We start from the raw sequence: 17,200 nt of genomic DNA, 5'->3' as shown, positions 1-17,200 counted from the left end.
TGCGCGGCGTGGAGATGTCGAAGGCCTACGAGTCGACGCTGAACATCAGCTTCGAGGTGCGCGGCGGGTTGTTCGTGCGACAGGTGCACCACTGGGCGGCGTTGCTGTTCGCCGCGTCGATCATGGTCCATCTGGCGCGGGTGTTCTTCACCGGGGCGTTCCGCCGGCCGCGGGAGGCCAACTGGGTGATCGGGTCGCTGCTGTTGATCCTGGCCATGTTCGAGGGCTTCTTCGGGTATTCGTTGCCCGATGATTTGCTGTCCGGCACCGGTATCCGGGCGGCACTGTCGGGCATCACGATGAGCATTCCGGTGGTCGGCACCTGGTTGCACTGGGCGTTGTTCGGTGGAGATTTCCCGGGCACGGTGTTGATGCCGCGGTTGTATGCCATCCACATCCTGTTGTTCCCGGGCATCATGCTGGCCTTGATCGGACTGCACTTGGCGATGGTCTGGTTCCAGAAGCACACTCAGTTCCCCGGGCCCGGGCGTACCGAGACGAATGTGGTCGGGGTGCGGGTGATGCCGGTGTTCGCGGTGAAATCCGGCGCGTTCTTCGCGTTGACCGTGGCGGTGCTCGGGTTGATGGGCGGGTTATTGCAGATCAACCCGATCTGGAGTCTGGGTCCCTACAAACCCTCCCAGGTCTCGGCGGGCTCCCAGCCGGACTTCTACATGATGTGGACCGACGGCTTGATCCGCATCTTCCCGCCCTGGGAGATTTACTTCGGCCACCACACGGTCCCGCAGTCGGTTTGGGTTGCGCTGCTGATGGGTGTGATCTTGGGGTTGCTGACGATGTATCCGTTCCTGGAGAAGCGGTTCGCCAAAGACGACGCGCACCACAACCTTCTACAGCGGCCGCGTGACGTGCCGGTGCGTACCGCAGTGGGCGCCATGGCGATCGCCTTATACATCGTGCTGACCTTCAGCGCGATGAACGACATCATCGCTTACAAGTTCCATGTCTCGCTGAACGCCACGACGTGGGTCGGGCGCATCGGCATGGTGGTCTTGCCGGCGCTGATCTACTTCGTGACATACCGCTGGTGTGTCGCTTTGCAACGCAGCGACCGCGAGGTGCTCGAACACGGCATCGAAACCGGCATCATCAAACGTCTGCCGCATGGCGCCTACATCGAATTGCATCAACCGTTGGGCCCCGTCGACGACCACGGCCATCCGCTGCCGCTGGCCTACCAAGGCGCCGCACTGCCCAAACGGATGAACAAGCTCGGCTCGGCCGGTGCCCCTGGCTACGGCAGCCTGCTGCGCGCCGACCCCGCCGGCGAGGACGCCGCTTTGCGCCGCGCTGTGCACACCGGCGAACAGCGAGCTCTCACCGCGCTGCGTGAACATCAGCACACCAACGGCTCGAGCAACGGATCCACCAACGGCTCAACCAATGGGTCCACCAACGGCCACGGCTCCCGCGGTTAAGACGGTGTAACAACTCACCGTGCAGCAACCGCCGTATGGCGCCGGAATCACCATCGCCGGGTGGGGGCATCGTGGTGACTTCGCGAGCACTGACATCGGTATAAGCGATCGCGAGTTGAAAAGTTCAACCGAAAGACGGCGCTGACTGCCTCGCTGTTGCGCACCAAATTAGTTCAATTGCAACGGAAGCGGGGTTCACCGAGCCATCGGGTGCAGAGCGGGCGAGTGCGGGTCGCTGTGCTGAGCGGTGCCGGCTGAGTTGCCGGTGAGCGCGCATAGCCATCGCGGTATCTGCACACTGGTGCACCGACTACCTAATCGGCCAAGCAACGCACGGCAATTCGTTCGAGGAATGCCCTTGTCGTTGTGACAAGATGGGAAATAACGGGGGATGGGGCAGATGAACCTACTAAGGTTGAAGCTGTGACGATCAGGCAACGCACAATGGCAATCGCTTTATGGGGTGGTGTGGCCGTCGCTGTCTTCGGGTTCGCGTACGTGGGCGGCGGCATGGGGCCGTTCGGCGACGGAACGACTTCTCTTGCGGCGAGCGCTTCGTCGAACGTGTCCAGTTTAAGGCCGGCTCCGTTGCCGCAACCTCTACCTGGGGCTCCCGGTGGCGCGGGGTCTGGTGGCGCCATTTCGGTGTATCCGGCCGGCGGAGGCGGCTGCATCATCGGCCTCAACTGTGGCTGCACTCAGCGTTCGGGCAAATGCAGTCAGCATCATGCCAGGCCGGGTAGCGGAGTGAACCGCAACGTGCCTCCGCCGCCTGCTGCCCCACCGGATGGCGGGGCACCGCCGCCCTGACCCTCAACATTCAGCGATTCGGACACCAAGATTCAGCAGTGGGAATGAAAGCAAAATCACGCTGAAGATCGCGTGCCCACCGATCCGGGAGCGGTTGGTGCCATCTTTTTCCGGGTAATCGAATCGCCGTGGGTGAGTTCGTACAGTCCAGCGGCCGAAACGTCGACGAGAGGTCCGTGACGGTGTTTGAGCTGTATCTGCACCGGCTGAATCGAGGACGTTAGCACCGAGGCAGAAGACGGTGACGCCGACAAGTCCGGCCAGCATCAGGCGGTTGGCGAAGCAGAAGATGCCGTCTCCCAGCATCGGTCCGGTTCCTATTTGGGCAGGAGAAACCAGCCATGGGCGATAACGCAGACGACCCGATTGATCATCACCGCACGACTCGTGCGCATGCCGGTCAAAATATGAAGAACACCGCGGCGATGCCGGGGCTGGTCTTCGTCGCGTTCGGCGTCCTCGCCTTCGTCCTCGCCCTGGCCGCGCTGGCAAGCCGGAATTATCATGCGGCCGAGATCTGCATCGGTGTGGCCGTGGCGCCTGCGGTGATCGCCTCGAGTTGGCTTTATGCGCAACGCAGACGTGTACGCAGCCTCAAAGACGAATACCTCAAAAAACACCCCGAGGCGCAGCCGGCGCCGCCCGACAGCTGACCGGCTGATTTCCGCAGCGGCCTAGTGCCGGTCACTTCTTCCGGTTACTTTTTCACCGGGTCGTGGCCCCAGTTCATCAGCGAGTAGCGCCATTTGGTTTCCCGCAAATCGCCGGAGGGCCGCTGCTTGAGGTGCCGCTTGGCATAGCCGACGACCTTGCGCATGTGTGCGTAGTCGTCGTCGGTCAGCTCGCTCTTCTTTGCTTTCAAAATCGCGATGATGTGCCGCCCACTGGCATGTCCGGTGGATTCCTTACCGCCGGCCTTCTGGCCGACCTCTTTGGATTCGTTGGTCTTGAGCCACTTCTCGAGTTCGGTAGCCGTCATGTTGACGGTGTTGCGGAATTCTTCCCAGGTCTCTCTGTCGCCGTCAGAAGGCATCGATGCTCTCCCAGTTCAGATATGCTGTCGTTACTTCTTGTCCGGCTTCAGAGCGTCCGGCTTGTGCACCGCGTCGGCACCGGTCTTGTCGCTTTCCACCCGGTACTGCGGGTCATCTTTGGAGGCGCGGACTTGTCGCCCGCCAGCCTTCTTGTCGGACGTGATCTTCTCTTCGACGGTGCCTTTCACATTCTGGCCGTGGCTCTTCCACTGCACCTTGTCGCCCTTGTTGAAATCCTTCTCGGCCATCGTGTTCCTTTCTCCGTCGGGAATCTGATCCGCGCAAATCAGACATGGTTTACCCGCTGCGCGGGTACGCAATCGCTTGGCGAGCGGTCGCCGCGAAGCAGCGCCTTCAATGTCGATCCGTCGCCAGTTGACACAACTATCTTAACTATTAAGCTATTGAAGTAAGTTCACAGCTGTAACGGAGGAGTGAAGGGATGCGCTGCGTTGTTTTCGGCGCCACCGGTTACCTCGGTACCCGCCTGGTTCCTCAACTAGTTTCAGCAGGCCATGACGTGCGAGTGATGGCCCGAACTCCCGCCAAACTCGACGACGTGCCGTGGCGCGAGCACGTCGAGGTGGTCGAAGGCGATGTCACCGGCGCCGACCAGGTTCGCCAGGCACTGGAAGGGCAGGAGGTCCTCTACTACCTCGTGCACTCGATGCTGAAGTCCGACTTTGTCGACACCGACGCCCGGGCGGCTTTGACCGTCGCGCACGCCGCCACCGAAGCCGAATTGTCCCGCATCGTGTACATGGGCGGGATCATCGCCAAGGATCAGGAGCTGTCCGACCACCTCGCCTCGCGTGCCGAGGTGGGGCGGCTGTTGATGGAGTCCGGTGTGCCCACCGTCGAGCTGCGAGCGGCCGTGATCATCGGAGCAGGCTCAGCAAGTTTCGAGATGCTGCGTTACCTGACCGAACGACTACCTGTGATGATCACGCCGCGCTGGCTGCGCACAACAGTGCAGCCGATCGCGGTACGCGACGTGTTGTATTACCTCGTCCATGCCGCGAATCTGCCGCCGGAGGTGAACCGGCCGTTCGACATCGGTGGACCAGACACGTTCACATACACCGAAATGAGCCGTAAGTACGCCGCGGTCGCGGAACTGCGCCGCCGATTCGCGATTCCGGTGCCGGTGCTCACACCGAAGTTATCCTCGCACTGGGTCAACTTGGTTACCCCGATCCCACGCGAGCTGGCGGGGTCACTGATGGCATCTTTGGAGAACGACGTGGTCTGCACCGAGCACGACATCGCCGACTACATTCCCGATCCGGAGGGTGGGCTTACCCCGTACGAAGAGTCCGTCGAGTTGGCCCTGGCCGGCGCGCGCGAGGACGGGCTGCGCACCCGCTGGTCGCGGCCCGACGCCGACGAAGCACCTTCGCGCCCACTGCCCACTGACCCGGCGTGGTCGGGTGGGTCGCTATATCAGGATGTGCGCGAGCGCCGTGTCCGAACCGAACCTGAAACGTTGTGGCGCGCTGTCGAGTCGACCGTCGCCGACTCGATCAGCGCGGAAGACGGCCGGTCGGCGGCGTCGTTGGGATGGGCGTTGCGCGGCTGGACCGGCAAACTGCCCGGCCGGACCCGTCACAGTGCACGGCAATCGCAACGGCTGAATTCAGTTGCGGCGCTGAATGGGTGGAGTGTCGAGCAGATCGAGCCGCCGCACCTGTTACGGCTGTGCGCGAACGCCCGACTGCCCGGCCGGCTCTGGCTGGAACTGTCGGTGCACCCCGATCAAGCCCCGGACGCCGTTTTCCGGCAACGCGTGCTGTTCCAGCCGTACGGCCTTGGCGGTGAGGCGTTCTGGCGAGCCTCGGTGCCATTTCGATACGCCGTCTTCGGCGGCATCGCCCGCAGCATCCTCCGCAGCGCCGCCGAACTCAACAAACCGGCCCCGGGCAACCTGTCGGCGGTGCGCGGAACCGGCCAGACGGTGCACTCCGACGTGTGACGATCGGATTCGGCCATGACTCCTGTTGACCGGCGTTGGTGCTTCGCCGACCAACTGGGGCCGCACTTTCTCGACGATCCCCGGCAGCCCGTGCTGTTGATCGAATCCCGGGCAGTCTTCGAGCGTCGGCGCTTTCATCGTCGGAAAGCGCATCTGGTTCTGTCAGCGCTGCGCCACCGCGCCGCCGAGCTGGGCGAGCAGGCATTGTTTTTTCAGACCCGCACCTACCGCGAAGCCCTCGACACGGTGCGCGACCCGATCAGTGTGTGCAGCCCGACCTCCTGGGCGGCGCAGCGTTTCGTGCACTCATTACCGGCCGTCGCAGTGCTGCCGGAGCGGGGCTTCTGCACCGACCGTGCAACCTTCGAGCAGTGGGCGGGCAATCAACGCAGTCTGCTGCTGGAAAACTTCTACCGCGACTCCCGGCGACGTTTCAACCTGCTCATGGACGGCAGCCAACCCGTCGCGAATCGGTGGAACTTCGATGCCGACAACCGCGAACCGCCGCCGAAACATGTTGAACACATGGATGTTCCAAGACCGTGGTGGCCGGAAGAGGATGAGATCGACGAGGAAGTCCGCGCTGATCTCGACCGCTGGGAACGCGATGGGATGGTGTCGTTCGTCGGGCGTGACGGCGCGCGCGAGTTCGCCGTGACGAGCGCTGAAGCCCAGCACGCATTTCAGGTGTTCCTCCGAGATCGGCTGCCGCACTTCGGGCCGAAGCAGGACGCCATGCTTTCAGCAGACCCGTGGATGGCGCACAGTGCGTTGTCTGCACCCATGAACCTGGGCTTGCTCGACCCGCTGGACTGTGCGCATGCCGCCCAAGACGCATACTGCCGCGGCGACGCTCCGCTTGCGAGCGTCGAGGGTTACATCCGGCAGATCGTCGGCTGGCGCGACTACATCTGGCACAACTACTGGCACTTCGGCGAGGGCTATCGCCGCCGCAACGCGCTGGCGGCCCGCTCGCGGCTACCGCAATGGTTCGACGAACTCGAGGCCGACGCCGTGGCGGCGCGTTGCCTGAAGAACGTGTTGACCGACGTGCGGGAGCACGGTTGGGTGCATCACATTCCCCGCCTGATGGTCCTGTCGAACTATGCACTGCAGCGAGGTTGGCACCCGGCCGCAGTCGCCGACTGGTTTCACCGCAGCTTCGTCGACGGCTACGACTGGGTGATGGTCGGCAACGTGATCGGCATGTCCCAGCATGCGGACGGCGGATTGTTGGCGACGAAGCCCTACGCCGCCGGCGGCGCCTACATCGACCGCATGAGTGATTACTGCGGGCGGTGCCAGTACCGCCCGAACCGCCGTGTCGGCGACGACGCCTGCCCATTCACCGGCGGCTACTGGTCTTTCCTCGCCCGAAATGCCGAGCGGCTCGCCGGTAACCGCCGGATGTCTCGGGCGCTGTCCGGAATGCAGCGGCTCAAGGATTTGGACGAGGTGGTGGCCCAACAACAGCGACTAGGCAGCCGTCCGCCGTAACACCTTGCGCGACCGGGGTTTCGCGGATTCGCTCGGCAACACGACTTGGAAGGAGCCGACATGGCGGTCACGATGGCATTATTCACCAGAGACCTGCGCGTCCACGACAACCCGGTCCTGGTTGCCGCGGCGAAGAACGGCGATGCGGTCCTGCCGGTATTCGTCGTCGACGATGCGATCGTCGCCGGCAATTACCTGAACCCGAACAAGGCCAGCTTCCTCGCCGCGGCCCTCGCCGAACTCGACGACGAGTTGCGTCGCCGAGGCGGCCGGCTGACCGTGCGTCACGGGCCGACGGTGGCAGAGGTCGAGCGAATGGTCGTCGACTTGTCGATCACCGAGGTCCATGTCGCGTCCGACATGAGCGGTTACGCCCAGAGTCGTGAACGGCGACTGCGGGACCGGCTGGCCGCGCGCGGCTGCAGCCTCGAAGTGCACTCGTCAAGCGTCACTGTGTCAGAGCCCGGCGAGCTCGCTCCGCTCAACGGCCAGGACCACTTTGCGGTGTTCACTCCCTACTACCGCAAGTGGAACGCTGCCGGCATACGCCGGGTGCTGCCTGCGCCCACTACGCTGAATGTCCCTGACACACCCAGTGAACCGCTGCCGACAGCAAGCCAGTTGGCGTCTGGATCGCCCTCACCGAAGCTGGCGGTGGGCGGAGAGACGACCGCCAGACAGCTGGTGAAAAAGTGGCTGGCGGGTCCGGTGGACGAATACCACCTCATCCACAACGACCTTGCCGGCGACGCGACGTCGCGGCTGTCGCCGTACCTGCATTTCGGCTGCTTCTCGCCTGTCGAACTGGTGTATCGCAGCCGATCGTCCACGGACGGGTGCGCGGCGTTCATCCGCCAGGTCGCCTGGCGTGACTTCTACGCTCACGTGCTGGCGGCCCGTCCCGCCGCCGGCCGCGAGGACTACCGCGGCAGAAATGGCGGGTGGCGCAACAGTCCGGCGATGTTCGACGCCTGGCGCCGCGGGCGCACCGGATATCCGATCGTCGACGCCGGGATGCGTCAACTGGAAGCCGAGGGATGGATGCACAACCGGGCCAGATTGATCACCGGCAGCTTCTTGACGAAGACCCTCCAGCTCGACTGGCGGCTCGGCGCAGCACATTTCATGAGCCTGCTGGTTGACGGCGACGTGGCCAGCAATCAGCTCAACTGGCAATGGGTGGCCGGCACCGGTACTGACACTCGCCCGTATCGCGTGCTCAACCCGTTGCGGCAAGCCGAGCGCTTCGACCCCGACGGCTACTACGTGCGGCGCTGGGTCCCCGAACTCGCCCATATCACCAGCGCCCAAGTGCACACCCCGTGGCAGCTCGAACCCGGCGCGGCGCCTGACTATCCGGACCGCATCGTCGATCACCACGAGGCCGTCGCCGCAGCGAGAATCAACGGCGGCAAGTCCCAGTCGGTGTCCGTCGGCTCGGCCGGCCACGGTCCGAGCTGAGCTGCCGGCAGATATGGACGACACCGAAGTTCTGATCGTCGGCGCGGGTCTGGCCGGCTTGCGCTGCGCTGCTGTGCTGGCTTCGGCCGGCCGCGACGTGGCGGTGTGGGAAGCCGGCGAGGCGGTCGGCGGCCGGGTTCGCACCGACGCCATCGACGGCTTCCGCTGTGACCGGGGCTTTCAAGTCCTGAACCCGGCCTACCCGGAACTGGGACGGGCAGTGGATGTTTCTGCTCTGCACCTGCGGCATTTCGGCGCCGGTGTCGTCGTCCGCCGCGATAAGGGCACCGCGCGGTATGTCCATCCGCTTCACCATCCTGGCCGGCTGATTTTGATGCTGGCGAAGGCGAAGGTCGGACCGCGCGAGTTGCTGGCCCTGAGCCGCTGGGCCGCACCGGCGCTTCGGCCCAAAGCCCTCAAGTCGGCGCACCGCCCTGACCTGAGCCTGGCGGAGGCGCTGGAACATGCAGGGGTGCGCGGCGAGGCGCGCCGGGTGATCGACCGCTTTCTGGCCGGAGTGCTGCTCGACGACACGGGATCGAGCTCGAACGCGTTCGCGCTGTTGCTCACACGCACCTTCGCCCTCGGTGTGCCGGCACTGCCGGCCGACGGCATGCAGGCCCTCCCGCTGCTGCTGGCCGCTGACCTGAACGACCGGATATCGCTGTGCCGCAGGGTGACACGCATTGGCCGCGACGGGGCCGGCTGGCGAGTGTCCGACGGTGATCGGGAGGTGCGAGCGCGACACGTGGTAGTCGCCACCGATCCGACGGCAGCCGCGGTGTTGACGAACGAGGCGGCACCTCAGATGCACAGTGTCGTCACCGACTGGTGGACCTGCGACCAACCGCCGCCTCAGGATTGCATGCTGTGGATCGATGGACGTGCGCCTGCTCAGGGACCGGTGCTCAACGTCGCGGTGATCAGTGCGGTAGCACCGACCTATGCGCCGCCGGGCCGGCATCTGGTCGCGGCGTCGGCGTTACCCCGTCACGAGGGCACGGCACCGTCCGAGACCGTGATGCGGCGACACACCGCCGACATCCTCGGCGTGGACGCCGGTGGGTGGGAATTGGTCACCCGGCACGTGATTCGAGAAGCGCTGCCGGCGCAGTTACCGCCGTTGAAGGTGCGCCGACCGGTGCGCACGCCAGCCGGGATCTGGTTGTGCGGCGACCACCGTGACACGGCGTCCATTCAAGGGGCCCTGGTCAGTGGCCGCCGCACCGCCGGAGAGCTACTGCGGATCGGTTAGCATTTTCTCGATGCGGCGCAACGCGATTGAGCACACCGTCAGGTAAGGCGCTGACCACCACGGAACGCCCATGGTGACGCGCGCCCCGCCGTCAACTGGATCCACCCGGTGGCTGGTCGCCGGTACACCGGCCACCGTCCACGACCAGAACCGTCCCGGGTCGAACTCGGTGACGACGAACGGCACGCCGGCCGGCAACAAGGTGTAGACAGTGCCCCTGGCATCCTGGCTGAGTTCCGAAAACGAGGGATCGAGTTCGGCGTGCCTGATCGGCGGACCCCACCGGGGCCAGGCGTCCAGATCGGTCAGAAGTCGCCACGCCGCCTGCGGTGGCGCCGCGATCACCCGGTCGACAGTGAGCATGATGCCGTCACTCATGGAGGCAGGGTTCCCCGCGGGACAACGGCTAAGCGGCTTCAGCCTGATCAATTCGGTTGTGCGGCGCCCGTCGGCGAGACCGTGGCCTCAGTTTGCCCCCCTCGCCAAGGGGGAACACGGCACTGATGAGTTTGACCGATATTGCCGCCACACCATTTCGGTGGGGTTCTGCCATCCGGCACGCGCGAGTTTTCCATCCTAACGGTCTGCTGGTCGAGGGGTCGATCGAACGATCGGCCCCCGCCGAGACGGGCCTACCGATACCGTCGTGTGACGTCGTCGCCCGGGTCTCCAAGGCCGTCGGGACGCCGGGCTCGTGGCCCGACATCATCGGTCTGGCCCTGCGGATTCCGCCGCAGGCCGATGACGGTGCGGCGTGGGACATTCTGCTGGCCTCCGCCGGCTCCGGTGTGCTGACCCGAGCTGTCGGCTTGCGGCCCGTCACCTCATGGACTGGACACACCCTGACAAGCTTGATGCCGCTGCGCTACCAGGGGAGCAACTGGTGGTTGCGCGCGCGGTTGACCACCGAAATCAATGGCTCAGGAGTGTCGTTGGACAGTTTCCGAGACCAGCTGCGCAACGGCACGATCGAGGTCACGCTCGATCAGGCCTGCGGCACATCGGCTTTCGACCGAGTGGCGCGCCTGACGCTGCGCGGGTTGCTGGTCGCCCCGCACGGCGGGGACGTGGCGTTCGACCCGGTGCTGCACACCGCACCCGGGGTGGAGCTGTACCCCGGCTGGCTCACGGGTCTACGAGCGCGCGCCTACGACCGCAGCCGCGACGGCCGCGACGCCGATTGACCGTGTTCACCGCCAGCATGACCCAGGAGACCGCGGCGGCGGCGAAAGCCAGTGCCTGCGCGATGCGGGTGGCGCGCGACGGGTAGAAAACGCCGGCGACGTAACGCTCGGTGAACCCCGCCACCGGCAGCGGATCCATCTCCGCCCGGGCCCGGGCCCATTCTTCAAGCCGGGTCAACGGGCACGGCAAGCCACAGGCCACCACGCATATGCCCCAGCCGACGGTGGGTACGTGCAGCAGGATGCTGCGCGGGCAGCGCAGCGCGAGGAATCCGCCGCTGGGCAGGTACAGCAGGTAGCCGAAGTGTGCGCCGACGGCGAAGGCGACGGCGAGGACGTATCTTTTCTTCATATCGACACGACTAGGGCGTGCCGGCGCGCAACTGGTAACGCCGCTCGGCGTAGGCCAGGTCGTCGCGCCACAGCCTGCCGGCCGCGTAGCGCATCAGCGGTGAGATCAGGGCAGCCGCACTGAGCGCCCGCCTGAAGCCCAAGCGGTCGGATTGTGCGATGACGGCTTCGGTCACTGCGGTGCGCGGTCGACCGTCGGAACCGCGACCCAAAGGGGTGGCGTGGGTTTCGACGACAGAGCCGGCGCCTTCTCCGTCGACGATGCGCATGACGATGCTGCGGGCCGACGGGCTGACGAATTCCGCCACCACGGGCACGCCGAGCCGGCCGAGGCGGAAAGTCACCGCGACCAGGAACCGGTCGCTTTCTTCGGTCGGTGTGGTGAGCACTTCCAGCCGGGTGAACGAGTACGGGTGATACCACGCGCCGTGCCATGGATCGAGCCGGTTGGCGATGATGTCCGACGGCTCGCAGACACCGACCAGTCGGGTGGCGGCAGCCAGCGTGTCACCGGTCGGCCGGCTCGATATCACCGGCTGATTCAGCGGCGCCTCACCGCCCGCGGCGTCCAGACGCACCCACGTCAGTACACCGTCGTCGTAGCTGGGAAACGTTTTCCAGCCGAAGTCGTCGAAGTCACCGTCGAGGGCCAACCCGTGCCAGCGGCAGATCAGGGCGCCGCAGTCCACGGTCGCGGTGGCGAGGTCCGCGCCGAGATGTGGGCAACTCCGCGGACCGACACACAGATTGTTGCTCTGATCGCGCCACGCGACGATCTCGACACCGGCGACCCGCGTGCCGAGCGGACGACCGGCGCGCAGCGACCGGCTCTCGGCGAACACGTACCAGTTGCCGGTGGGTCTGCGCTGGGAGCGGTCCAACGCAGCGTTGATGACGGCCGGCTGCGCGTCCCGATAGGTAGGACGTTGAGCAGCCCAGCTGGTCGGCGCAACCAGTTGTAGCGGCCAGTCTTTCGGCCACCGTCGCCGCACACGGTCGTGAATGTTCATCGCCGGCGGTGCCTTTCTCGGGTGGCGAGCCAGCGCAGCAGCGGAGATCGGCCCTCGTTGGCAACCGTGCTCAGCGAATGGCCCGCGACTCCCCATTGTGCCAGCAAATGATTGGCGGCCGACCAGCCGCTGGTCGCCGCACGCTCCATGAGCGCAACCGGTAAGTCGACGCGGATGCCGTCACCGGCGAGGACCAACCCGGGTTGAGGTGTGGTGATGTGCGGTCGGTGCGCGAAGGTTCCGGGCGCGAACAATGGACAGTCGCTTCGGTAGAGCACGCGTTCGCGGACAACCTTCGCCGCTTTCGTCTCCGGATACAGCTCATGCAGCCGGTCGAGCATGGCATTGTCTGGAAGCGCGGATCTCAGTGCGTAGGAGTGTAATTCGACCACCGAACCGTGATGACGCTGCGCCCATTGGGCGGCTTCGTGCTCGTAGCGCTCCAGCACGCTGATATTGTCGATGGGCTCGTGGCCTGCGGTGCCCAGGAATGCGGGCCGGTGCGGGGCGACCGGGCGGTCCAGCCACAGCCGGTGCACGGCGAAGGTCGGGGCGGTGCGCAGCCGCTGGATGTTCGCCCGCCACGATTCGTCGCCGAGATCGTCGGATGCGCCCACCAGATGCTGCAGACCGGCGACATCGGTGGCCAGCACCACGGCGTCGGCGTTCAGCTGCTCGTCGGAATCAATGCGCACCCGAAAGGCGTTTTCCGATCCGATGCCGACGCTTGCCCCGCGGCTTGTTTCGATGCTTTCTACTTTGGTGCCCAGCCGGAACCGCACGTCGCGCTTGGTCAAATAGTGCTTGAGCGGATTCCACAGGGCGACGTCGTAGTTGGCGTCCGGGACGTCGAAGATCAGGCCTTCGCTGGAGCCGAGGAAGTAAATGTGAAACATCGTGGCCAGCTCGGCGGCCGACAGTTGTGTGGGATCGGCGAAGAAGCTGCGCGAAAACACCTCGAAGGCGAGATGCCGCGCGGGAATCGGGAAATTGATTGCCTTTAGGAAGGTTTCGGCGTCGGTGTGGTCGAGGTCTTCGTAGATCTGCGGCACCGACACCGCCGCGAGCGGTGCGGCCGCGCGGGCGTTGATCCGGGCCAGGTCGCTGAACCGGAATGTAGGGCTGCGCAATGCGAAGAGCAGGGCGTTCCACGGCGGTGTGCGGGGCAGGCCGCGGAAGGTGTCGCGCCGGCCGGCGCCGTCGATGAGAGGGTAATCGTCGACGGGAGTGAGCATGGACAGCTGCGGGTCGACGCGGCGCAGCAGGGCACGCAAGTTGTAGTACTGCCGGAAGAATGCGTGGAAACCACGGTTCATCGGCAGATCGGTGCCTTCGGGGCCTTCGTGCTGCTCGGTCCAGCCGCCCACCCGGCCGCCCAGGTAGCGTTCGCGTTCGACAACGTCGACGCTGATGCCGCGTTCGGCCAGTCCGGTGGCCGCGGTCAAACCCGCGATGCCCGCGCCGACGACGACTACCCGCGGCCGCGATGGCAGCGCGTCCGCAGAAGGCAGCCCACCGGGCGCCAAAATCGTGTGGCGGCGCCGATCTCTCACTGCGGCGCAATCCCGATGAAGGTGTGGACGATGTTGCTTTCCCAACCGGGCATGGTTTCACTGTGGACTCCGGTGAATCCGGCGTCGCGTAGCCGTCGGCGTAGCCGGTCGGCGCCGTCGAAGGACAGCACGCTGCGCCACAGATGCCGGTAGAGCGTGGTGTCGCGGGTATGACGCCAGCCGGAGGGGATGATGATTCCCCAGCACACCGCGTGCCATACCGCGGTGGCCGCGCGCGAATCACGCACCGAGTAATCGTGCACCGCCAGCGTGCCGCCTGGTCGCAACAGCGTCCGGAACGCCTGCAACTGGCTGTCGGGGTCCGCGAGGTTGCGCACCAGGTAGGCGGCCAGGATGGCGTCGAACGGGCCGCTGATGCCATGCTCGGCCAGCTGCTCGATGGGTGAGTGCACGAATTGCACCGACGGCGGCCATGGTTTGGCCCGTGCGGTGTCCAGCATCCCCTGCGATGCGTCGACCGCGACGATGTCGGCCTCCGGCGCGACCGTGAGCAGCGCTGCCGTCGATGCGCCGGTCCCGCAGCCGGCATCCAGCAACCGTAAGCCCTTGCCCCGGTTGGGAATCTGCATGCGGCGTGCCGAGCGGCGCAGGTGGGTGTGATAGCCGGGGTTCGCGCCGACGAGACGGTCGTATGCGGCGGCGCCGACGTCGAAAGCGGCCGGCACCTCGCCGCGCGGCAGGCCGGTGTTACCCACGCTCACGTTGGCGCTCCCAGAGCAGCAGTACCGCGGTGACGAGGGCGAAGCCGAAAAGAAAGTCTTCGACCGGGATGTCGAAGGGGAACCGCAGGCCGGTGATGTGCCGAGTGTTGTAGATGACCACGGGCGCGCTCAATTTGGTCAGCCAGCCGTCGACGAGGCTTTGAAACCCGAACACAATCAGCAACGACAGCCAGTAGGCGCGTCGCCGGAAGAGGCCGGTGTGCAGTACGGCGACCTCGACAGCGCAGACCAGCACTGCGGCCAGCACCGCCGGCACGGTGTAGCCAAGCCCGGTCACCGGCGGTCGACCCGGTCGATGATCGCGTTCACCGCGTTGTACGTCAGCAGTCCGCACACCGGAATGACCAGGAAGAACAGAACTTCCTCGATCGGCACCCGCGCCGGAATGTAGCGGCCGACGATGTAGGCGGGGTTGTACGACCACACGTGTGCGGCTACCGCCAGTTCATCCCACACCAGGAACACGGCCGCAACCGGTAACACCGCTCGGGCGACCTGGCGCGGCCGGCGGTACACGCCCGGTTTGAGCATCTCCAACGGCGCGGTGATCGCCAGGCATGCGGCGAGCAGGAGCAGGTACTGCCAGCGGTCGGTCATGCAGCACCGCGGTTCCCGCGTTCGCCTGCGACGCTCGAGCGCACTCGCCAGGACCGGACCAGACCGGCACCGGCGACCCGGAGCCGTCGCGCAAGGCCGACGCTGGCGCGGTGACTGAACACTGCGAAGTCGCTTGCTTCGATCCGATCCAGGATCTCCGAGTACAGCTTCAACGCCGTTGTCACACAGGGCCGGGAGCGCGGCGCCAGCAGCGGTACTCCGGCCTCGGCGAAACGGTAGACACCCCGGGTCATGTCATGCTGCTCGGCGAGCGCGCGCCGAACCCGGGCGTCGGTGCACCGATGGGAATGACACCACATCAACAGTTCCCGGTCGACGCCGTGGCGGGCGAGTTCGTCAGCGGGGAGGTACACACGTCCGCGCACCAGGTCTTCGCCCACGTCGCGCAGGAAATTGGTGAGCTGAAAGGCTGTGCCCAGCGCCGCGGCGTACGGCGCAGCCTCTTCCGCGGAACCGACCGTGCCGAGAATCGGAAGCAATTGCAAGCCAATGGCTTCGGCGGAGCCCTTGATGTATCGGTTGAGGCCGGTGCGATCCGGGTAGTCGGTGATGGTCAGATCCATCCGCATCGACGCGAGGAAGTCGTCGAACAGTTCGGAGGCGATTCCGTAGCGGCGTGCGGTGTGGGTGACTGCCGCGAGCACCGGATCGTCGAGATTGTCACCGCCGGTGAAAAACCGCTCGGACAGCTGTTGCAGCCGCTCGCCCCGAACGTTGTTGTCCAAACCGGAGTTCAGGTCGTCGAGAATGTCGTCGGCGTGCCGCGCGAAACCGTAGAGGGCGTGCACCGCCGGACGTTGGTCCGGTGCGAGTAACCGGGTGGCCAGAAAGAACGTACGCCCGTGGCGGGCGTTGATCTCGCGGCATCGTCGATATGCATCCCGCAATCGTGGATCGTCGATACCGGCGGCGGCCAGTTCGGTGCGGATCACGACATCTGCACTTTCGTCTCCGTGGTCGTCTTACTGGTGGTCCGAGCCCGGCGGCCCCGGGTGACGGGTCCGGTGATGCGGTCAGCGGCCAGTCGCCCGGAGATCAGTGCGGTGGGCACACCGACGCCGGGCACCGTCGACGACCCGGCCAGCACCGCGTTGCGCACGCCCCGCACGGTGTTGGCCGGCCGGAACGGCCCGGTCTGGCCGAAGGTGTGGGCGAGCGCGAACGGTGTACCGAACGCCATGTCCTGGCGGGCCCAATCCGACGGAGTGGTGACTTGCAGTATCCGGGCGTCGCTCCGCAATCCGGGCAGCAGCCGGTCCTGAACCGTGTCGACGATCTGCTCGGCGTAGGCGTCGCCGGTACGCGACCAGTCGATGGTGCTGCGCTGCAGGTTGGGCGCCGGGGCGAGCACAAAAAGCAGATCACGCCCGGCCGGTGCGAGAGCCGGGTCGCTGGCTGTCGGTCTGGTGACCAGCAACGACGGGTCACGCATGAGTTGGCCGTCACGGATGATGTCGGTGAACGTCTGATCCCACGAGGCGCCGAAGGAAATGGTGTGATGCGCGGTGTCGGCGGGGACGCTACGACAACCCACGTGCACGACGACCGCCGACGGCGAAGGCCGCAGCGTCAACGCGCGGCGGGGCTGATAGCCGAGGAGTGAATAACTGCGCGGCAGTTCGGTTGTCAGGACCACTGCGTCGGCGGCGATGCGCCGGCCGTGTTCCGTGCGCACGGCGGCTACCCGGTCGCCGTTGCGCTCGAGTTCGGTGACCTTCTCGCCATAGTGGAACTGCACGCCGGCGTCGGCGGCTGCGGCGGCCAGACTGTCGGGCAGCGCCCGCATCCCTCCGGCGGGGAAGTACACGCCCGAAATCGTGTCCATGTAAGCGATTACCGCGTAGGCCGCCAGCGCGTCCTTCGGTGCCACACCGGCATACAACGACTGGAAGGTGAACACCCGCCGCAGCCGTTCGTCGGCGATGTAGCGCCGCACCATGGTGTCCCATTTGCGGAACCCGCCGATCATCAGCAGCCGCGCCAGATCGGGCGTCAGCAGTGACAGCGGCGAGTCGAAGTTCTGAGCGATGAATCCATCGAATTCAGCGCGGTACAAGCGGGTCAGCCAGTCGCGCAGCCGCCGGTATCCCGCGGCGTCGCGCCGGCCGGCAAAATTCTCGATCGAGGCCGCCATGCGATCGGCGTCGGCATAGACGTCCAGGGCGCTGCCGTCGGCGAAGGTCGCGCGGTACGCCGGGTCCACCGGCAACAGCGTGAGGCGGCGCGCCCGCGTCTCGCCGACGGCGGCGAACACGTCGTCGATGATGTCGGGC

Annotated in this window: 19 protein-coding genes; 7 read left to right on the top strand and 12 right to left on the bottom strand. The window is 65.8% G+C overall.

The annotated features are described in order from the left end of the window. Positions 1–1,439 (top strand): cytochrome b (locus WA317_RS22360; RefSeq protein WP_425175113.1); only part of this gene is annotated, 1,439 nt, incomplete at its 5' end. Positions 1,440–2,252: 813 nt separating this feature from the next. Here the strand turns inward: WA317_RS22360 and WA317_RS22355 are convergent. Continuing rightward, the gene (locus WA317_RS22355) at positions 2,253–2,555 is read right to left on the bottom strand and encodes a hypothetical protein (RefSeq protein ID WP_425175112.1); all 303 of its coding nucleotides are present in this window, start codon (positions 2,553–2,555) and stop codon (positions 2,253–2,255) included. A gap of 35 nt (positions 2,556–2,590) precedes the next feature. Here WA317_RS22355 and WA317_RS22350 point away from each other — a divergent pair, with 35 nt between their 5' ends. Next, complete coding sequence (locus WA317_RS22350; protein ID WP_425175111.1) at positions 2,591–2,902, top strand: protein UsfY; 312 nt, start codon at positions 2,591–2,593, stop codon at positions 2,900–2,902. Positions 2,903–2,946: 44 nt separating this feature from the next. On the opposite strand, the gene WA317_RS22345 is transcribed toward WA317_RS22350, so the two are convergent. Further along, positions 2,947–3,282, bottom strand: coding sequence for a DUF3140 domain-containing protein (locus tag WA317_RS22345; protein WP_425175110.1), 336 nt, complete (start codon positions 3,280–3,282; stop codon positions 2,947–2,949). Positions 3,283–3,312: 30 nt separating this feature from the next. Beyond that, positions 3,313–3,531 (bottom strand): DUF2945 domain-containing protein, encoded by a 219-nt coding sequence (locus WA317_RS22340; RefSeq protein WP_425175109.1) that lies wholly within the window; start codon positions 3,529–3,531, stop codon positions 3,313–3,315. Between the two features lie 194 nt (positions 3,532–3,725). Here WA317_RS22340 and WA317_RS22335 point away from each other — a divergent pair, with 194 nt between their 5' ends. Genes WA317_RS22335 through WA317_RS22320 form a run of 4 tightly spaced genes read left to right on the top strand, consistent with a single transcriptional unit; the run spans position 3,726 to position 9,468 of the window. Next, on the top strand, positions 3,726–5,255 hold the full coding sequence (locus tag WA317_RS22335) for a DUF2867 domain-containing protein (RefSeq protein ID WP_425175108.1): 1,530 nt from the start codon (positions 3,726–3,728) through the stop codon (positions 5,253–5,255). A 15-nt stretch (positions 5,256–5,270) separates the two neighbouring features. Further along, complete coding sequence (locus WA317_RS22330) at positions 5,271–6,752, top strand: cryptochrome/photolyase family protein (protein WP_425175107.1); 1,482 nt, start codon at positions 5,271–5,273, stop codon at positions 6,750–6,752. 60 nt (positions 6,753–6,812) lie between these two features. Continuing rightward, entirely contained in the window at positions 6,813–8,213 is a 1,401-nt protein-coding gene (locus WA317_RS22325) for a cryptochrome/photolyase family protein (protein ID WP_425175106.1), read from the top strand. 13 nt (positions 8,214–8,226) lie between these two features. After that, complete coding sequence (locus WA317_RS22320) at positions 8,227–9,468, top strand: FAD-dependent oxidoreductase (RefSeq protein WP_425175105.1); 1,242 nt, start codon at positions 8,227–8,229, stop codon at positions 9,466–9,468. On the opposite strand, the gene WA317_RS22315 is transcribed toward WA317_RS22320, so the two are convergent. Beyond that, positions 9,451–9,846 carry an SRPBCC family protein gene (locus WA317_RS22315; protein WP_425175104.1) on the bottom strand — a complete coding sequence of 132 codons (396 nt, stop codon included), beginning with the start codon at positions 9,844–9,846 and terminating at the stop codon, positions 9,451–9,453. The genes WA317_RS22320 and WA317_RS22315 overlap by 18 nt on opposite strands. A gap of 125 nt (positions 9,847–9,971) precedes the next feature. On the opposite strand from WA317_RS22315, the gene WA317_RS22310 reads away from it, so the two are divergent. Then, positions 9,972–10,652, top strand: coding sequence for a phosphodiesterase (locus WA317_RS22310; RefSeq protein ID WP_425175103.1), 681 nt, complete (start codon positions 9,972–9,974; stop codon positions 10,650–10,652). On the opposite strand, the gene WA317_RS22305 is transcribed toward WA317_RS22310, so the two are convergent. From WA317_RS22305 to crtI, 8 genes are all read right to left on the bottom strand, one after another. After that, complete coding sequence (locus WA317_RS22305; protein WP_425175102.1) at positions 10,594–11,004, bottom strand: DUF2784 domain-containing protein; 411 nt, start codon at positions 11,002–11,004, stop codon at positions 10,594–10,596. The two genes, WA317_RS22310 and WA317_RS22305, sit on opposite strands and share 59 nt — an antisense overlap. A gap of 10 nt (positions 11,005–11,014) precedes the next feature. Then, a complete protein-coding gene (locus WA317_RS22300) occupies positions 11,015–12,013 on the bottom strand; it encodes a DUF5914 domain-containing protein (RefSeq protein ID WP_425175101.1) in 999 nt (332 codons plus the stop codon). After that, the gene (locus WA317_RS22295) at positions 12,010–13,566 is read right to left on the bottom strand and encodes a hydroxysqualene dehydroxylase (protein WP_425175100.1); all 1,557 of its coding nucleotides are present in this window, start codon (positions 13,564–13,566) and stop codon (positions 12,010–12,012) included. Before WA317_RS22295 ends, WA317_RS22300 begins: the two co-directional genes overlap by 4 nt. Beyond that, positions 13,563–14,288 (bottom strand): class I SAM-dependent methyltransferase, encoded by a 726-nt coding sequence (locus tag WA317_RS22290; protein WP_425175099.1) that lies wholly within the window; start codon positions 14,286–14,288, stop codon positions 13,563–13,565. Before WA317_RS22290 ends, WA317_RS22295 begins: the two co-directional genes overlap by 4 nt. Next, positions 14,275–14,586, bottom strand: a complete 312-nt coding sequence (locus tag WA317_RS22285) for a lycopene cyclase domain-containing protein (protein ID WP_425175098.1) — start codon at positions 14,584–14,586, stop codon at positions 14,275–14,277. Before WA317_RS22285 ends, WA317_RS22290 begins: the two co-directional genes overlap by 14 nt. Continuing rightward, positions 14,583–14,906 (bottom strand): lycopene cyclase domain-containing protein, encoded by a 324-nt coding sequence (locus tag WA317_RS22280; protein ID WP_425175097.1) that lies wholly within the window; start codon positions 14,904–14,906, stop codon positions 14,583–14,585. The genes WA317_RS22285 and WA317_RS22280 overlap by 4 nt, the downstream gene beginning before the upstream one ends. Then, positions 14,903–15,859, bottom strand: a complete 957-nt coding sequence (locus WA317_RS22275; protein ID WP_425175096.1) for a phytoene/squalene synthase family protein — start codon at positions 15,857–15,859, stop codon at positions 14,903–14,905. The genes WA317_RS22280 and WA317_RS22275 overlap by 4 nt, the downstream gene beginning before the upstream one ends. Further along, positions 15,856–17,200: phytoene desaturase family protein (gene crtI / locus WA317_RS22270; RefSeq protein ID WP_425175095.1), on the bottom strand; the 1,345-nt coding region annotated here is incomplete at its 5' end. The genes WA317_RS22275 and crtI, both read right to left, overlap by 4 nt.

This window comes from Mycobacterium sp. (genome assembly GCF_049802695.1).
Taxonomy (GTDB): Bacteria; Actinomycetota; Actinomycetes; order Mycobacteriales; family Mycobacteriaceae; genus Mycobacterium.
The sequence above is the reverse complement of the archived record's forward strand: the minus strand, read 5'-3'. Positions and strand labels throughout refer to the sequence as shown.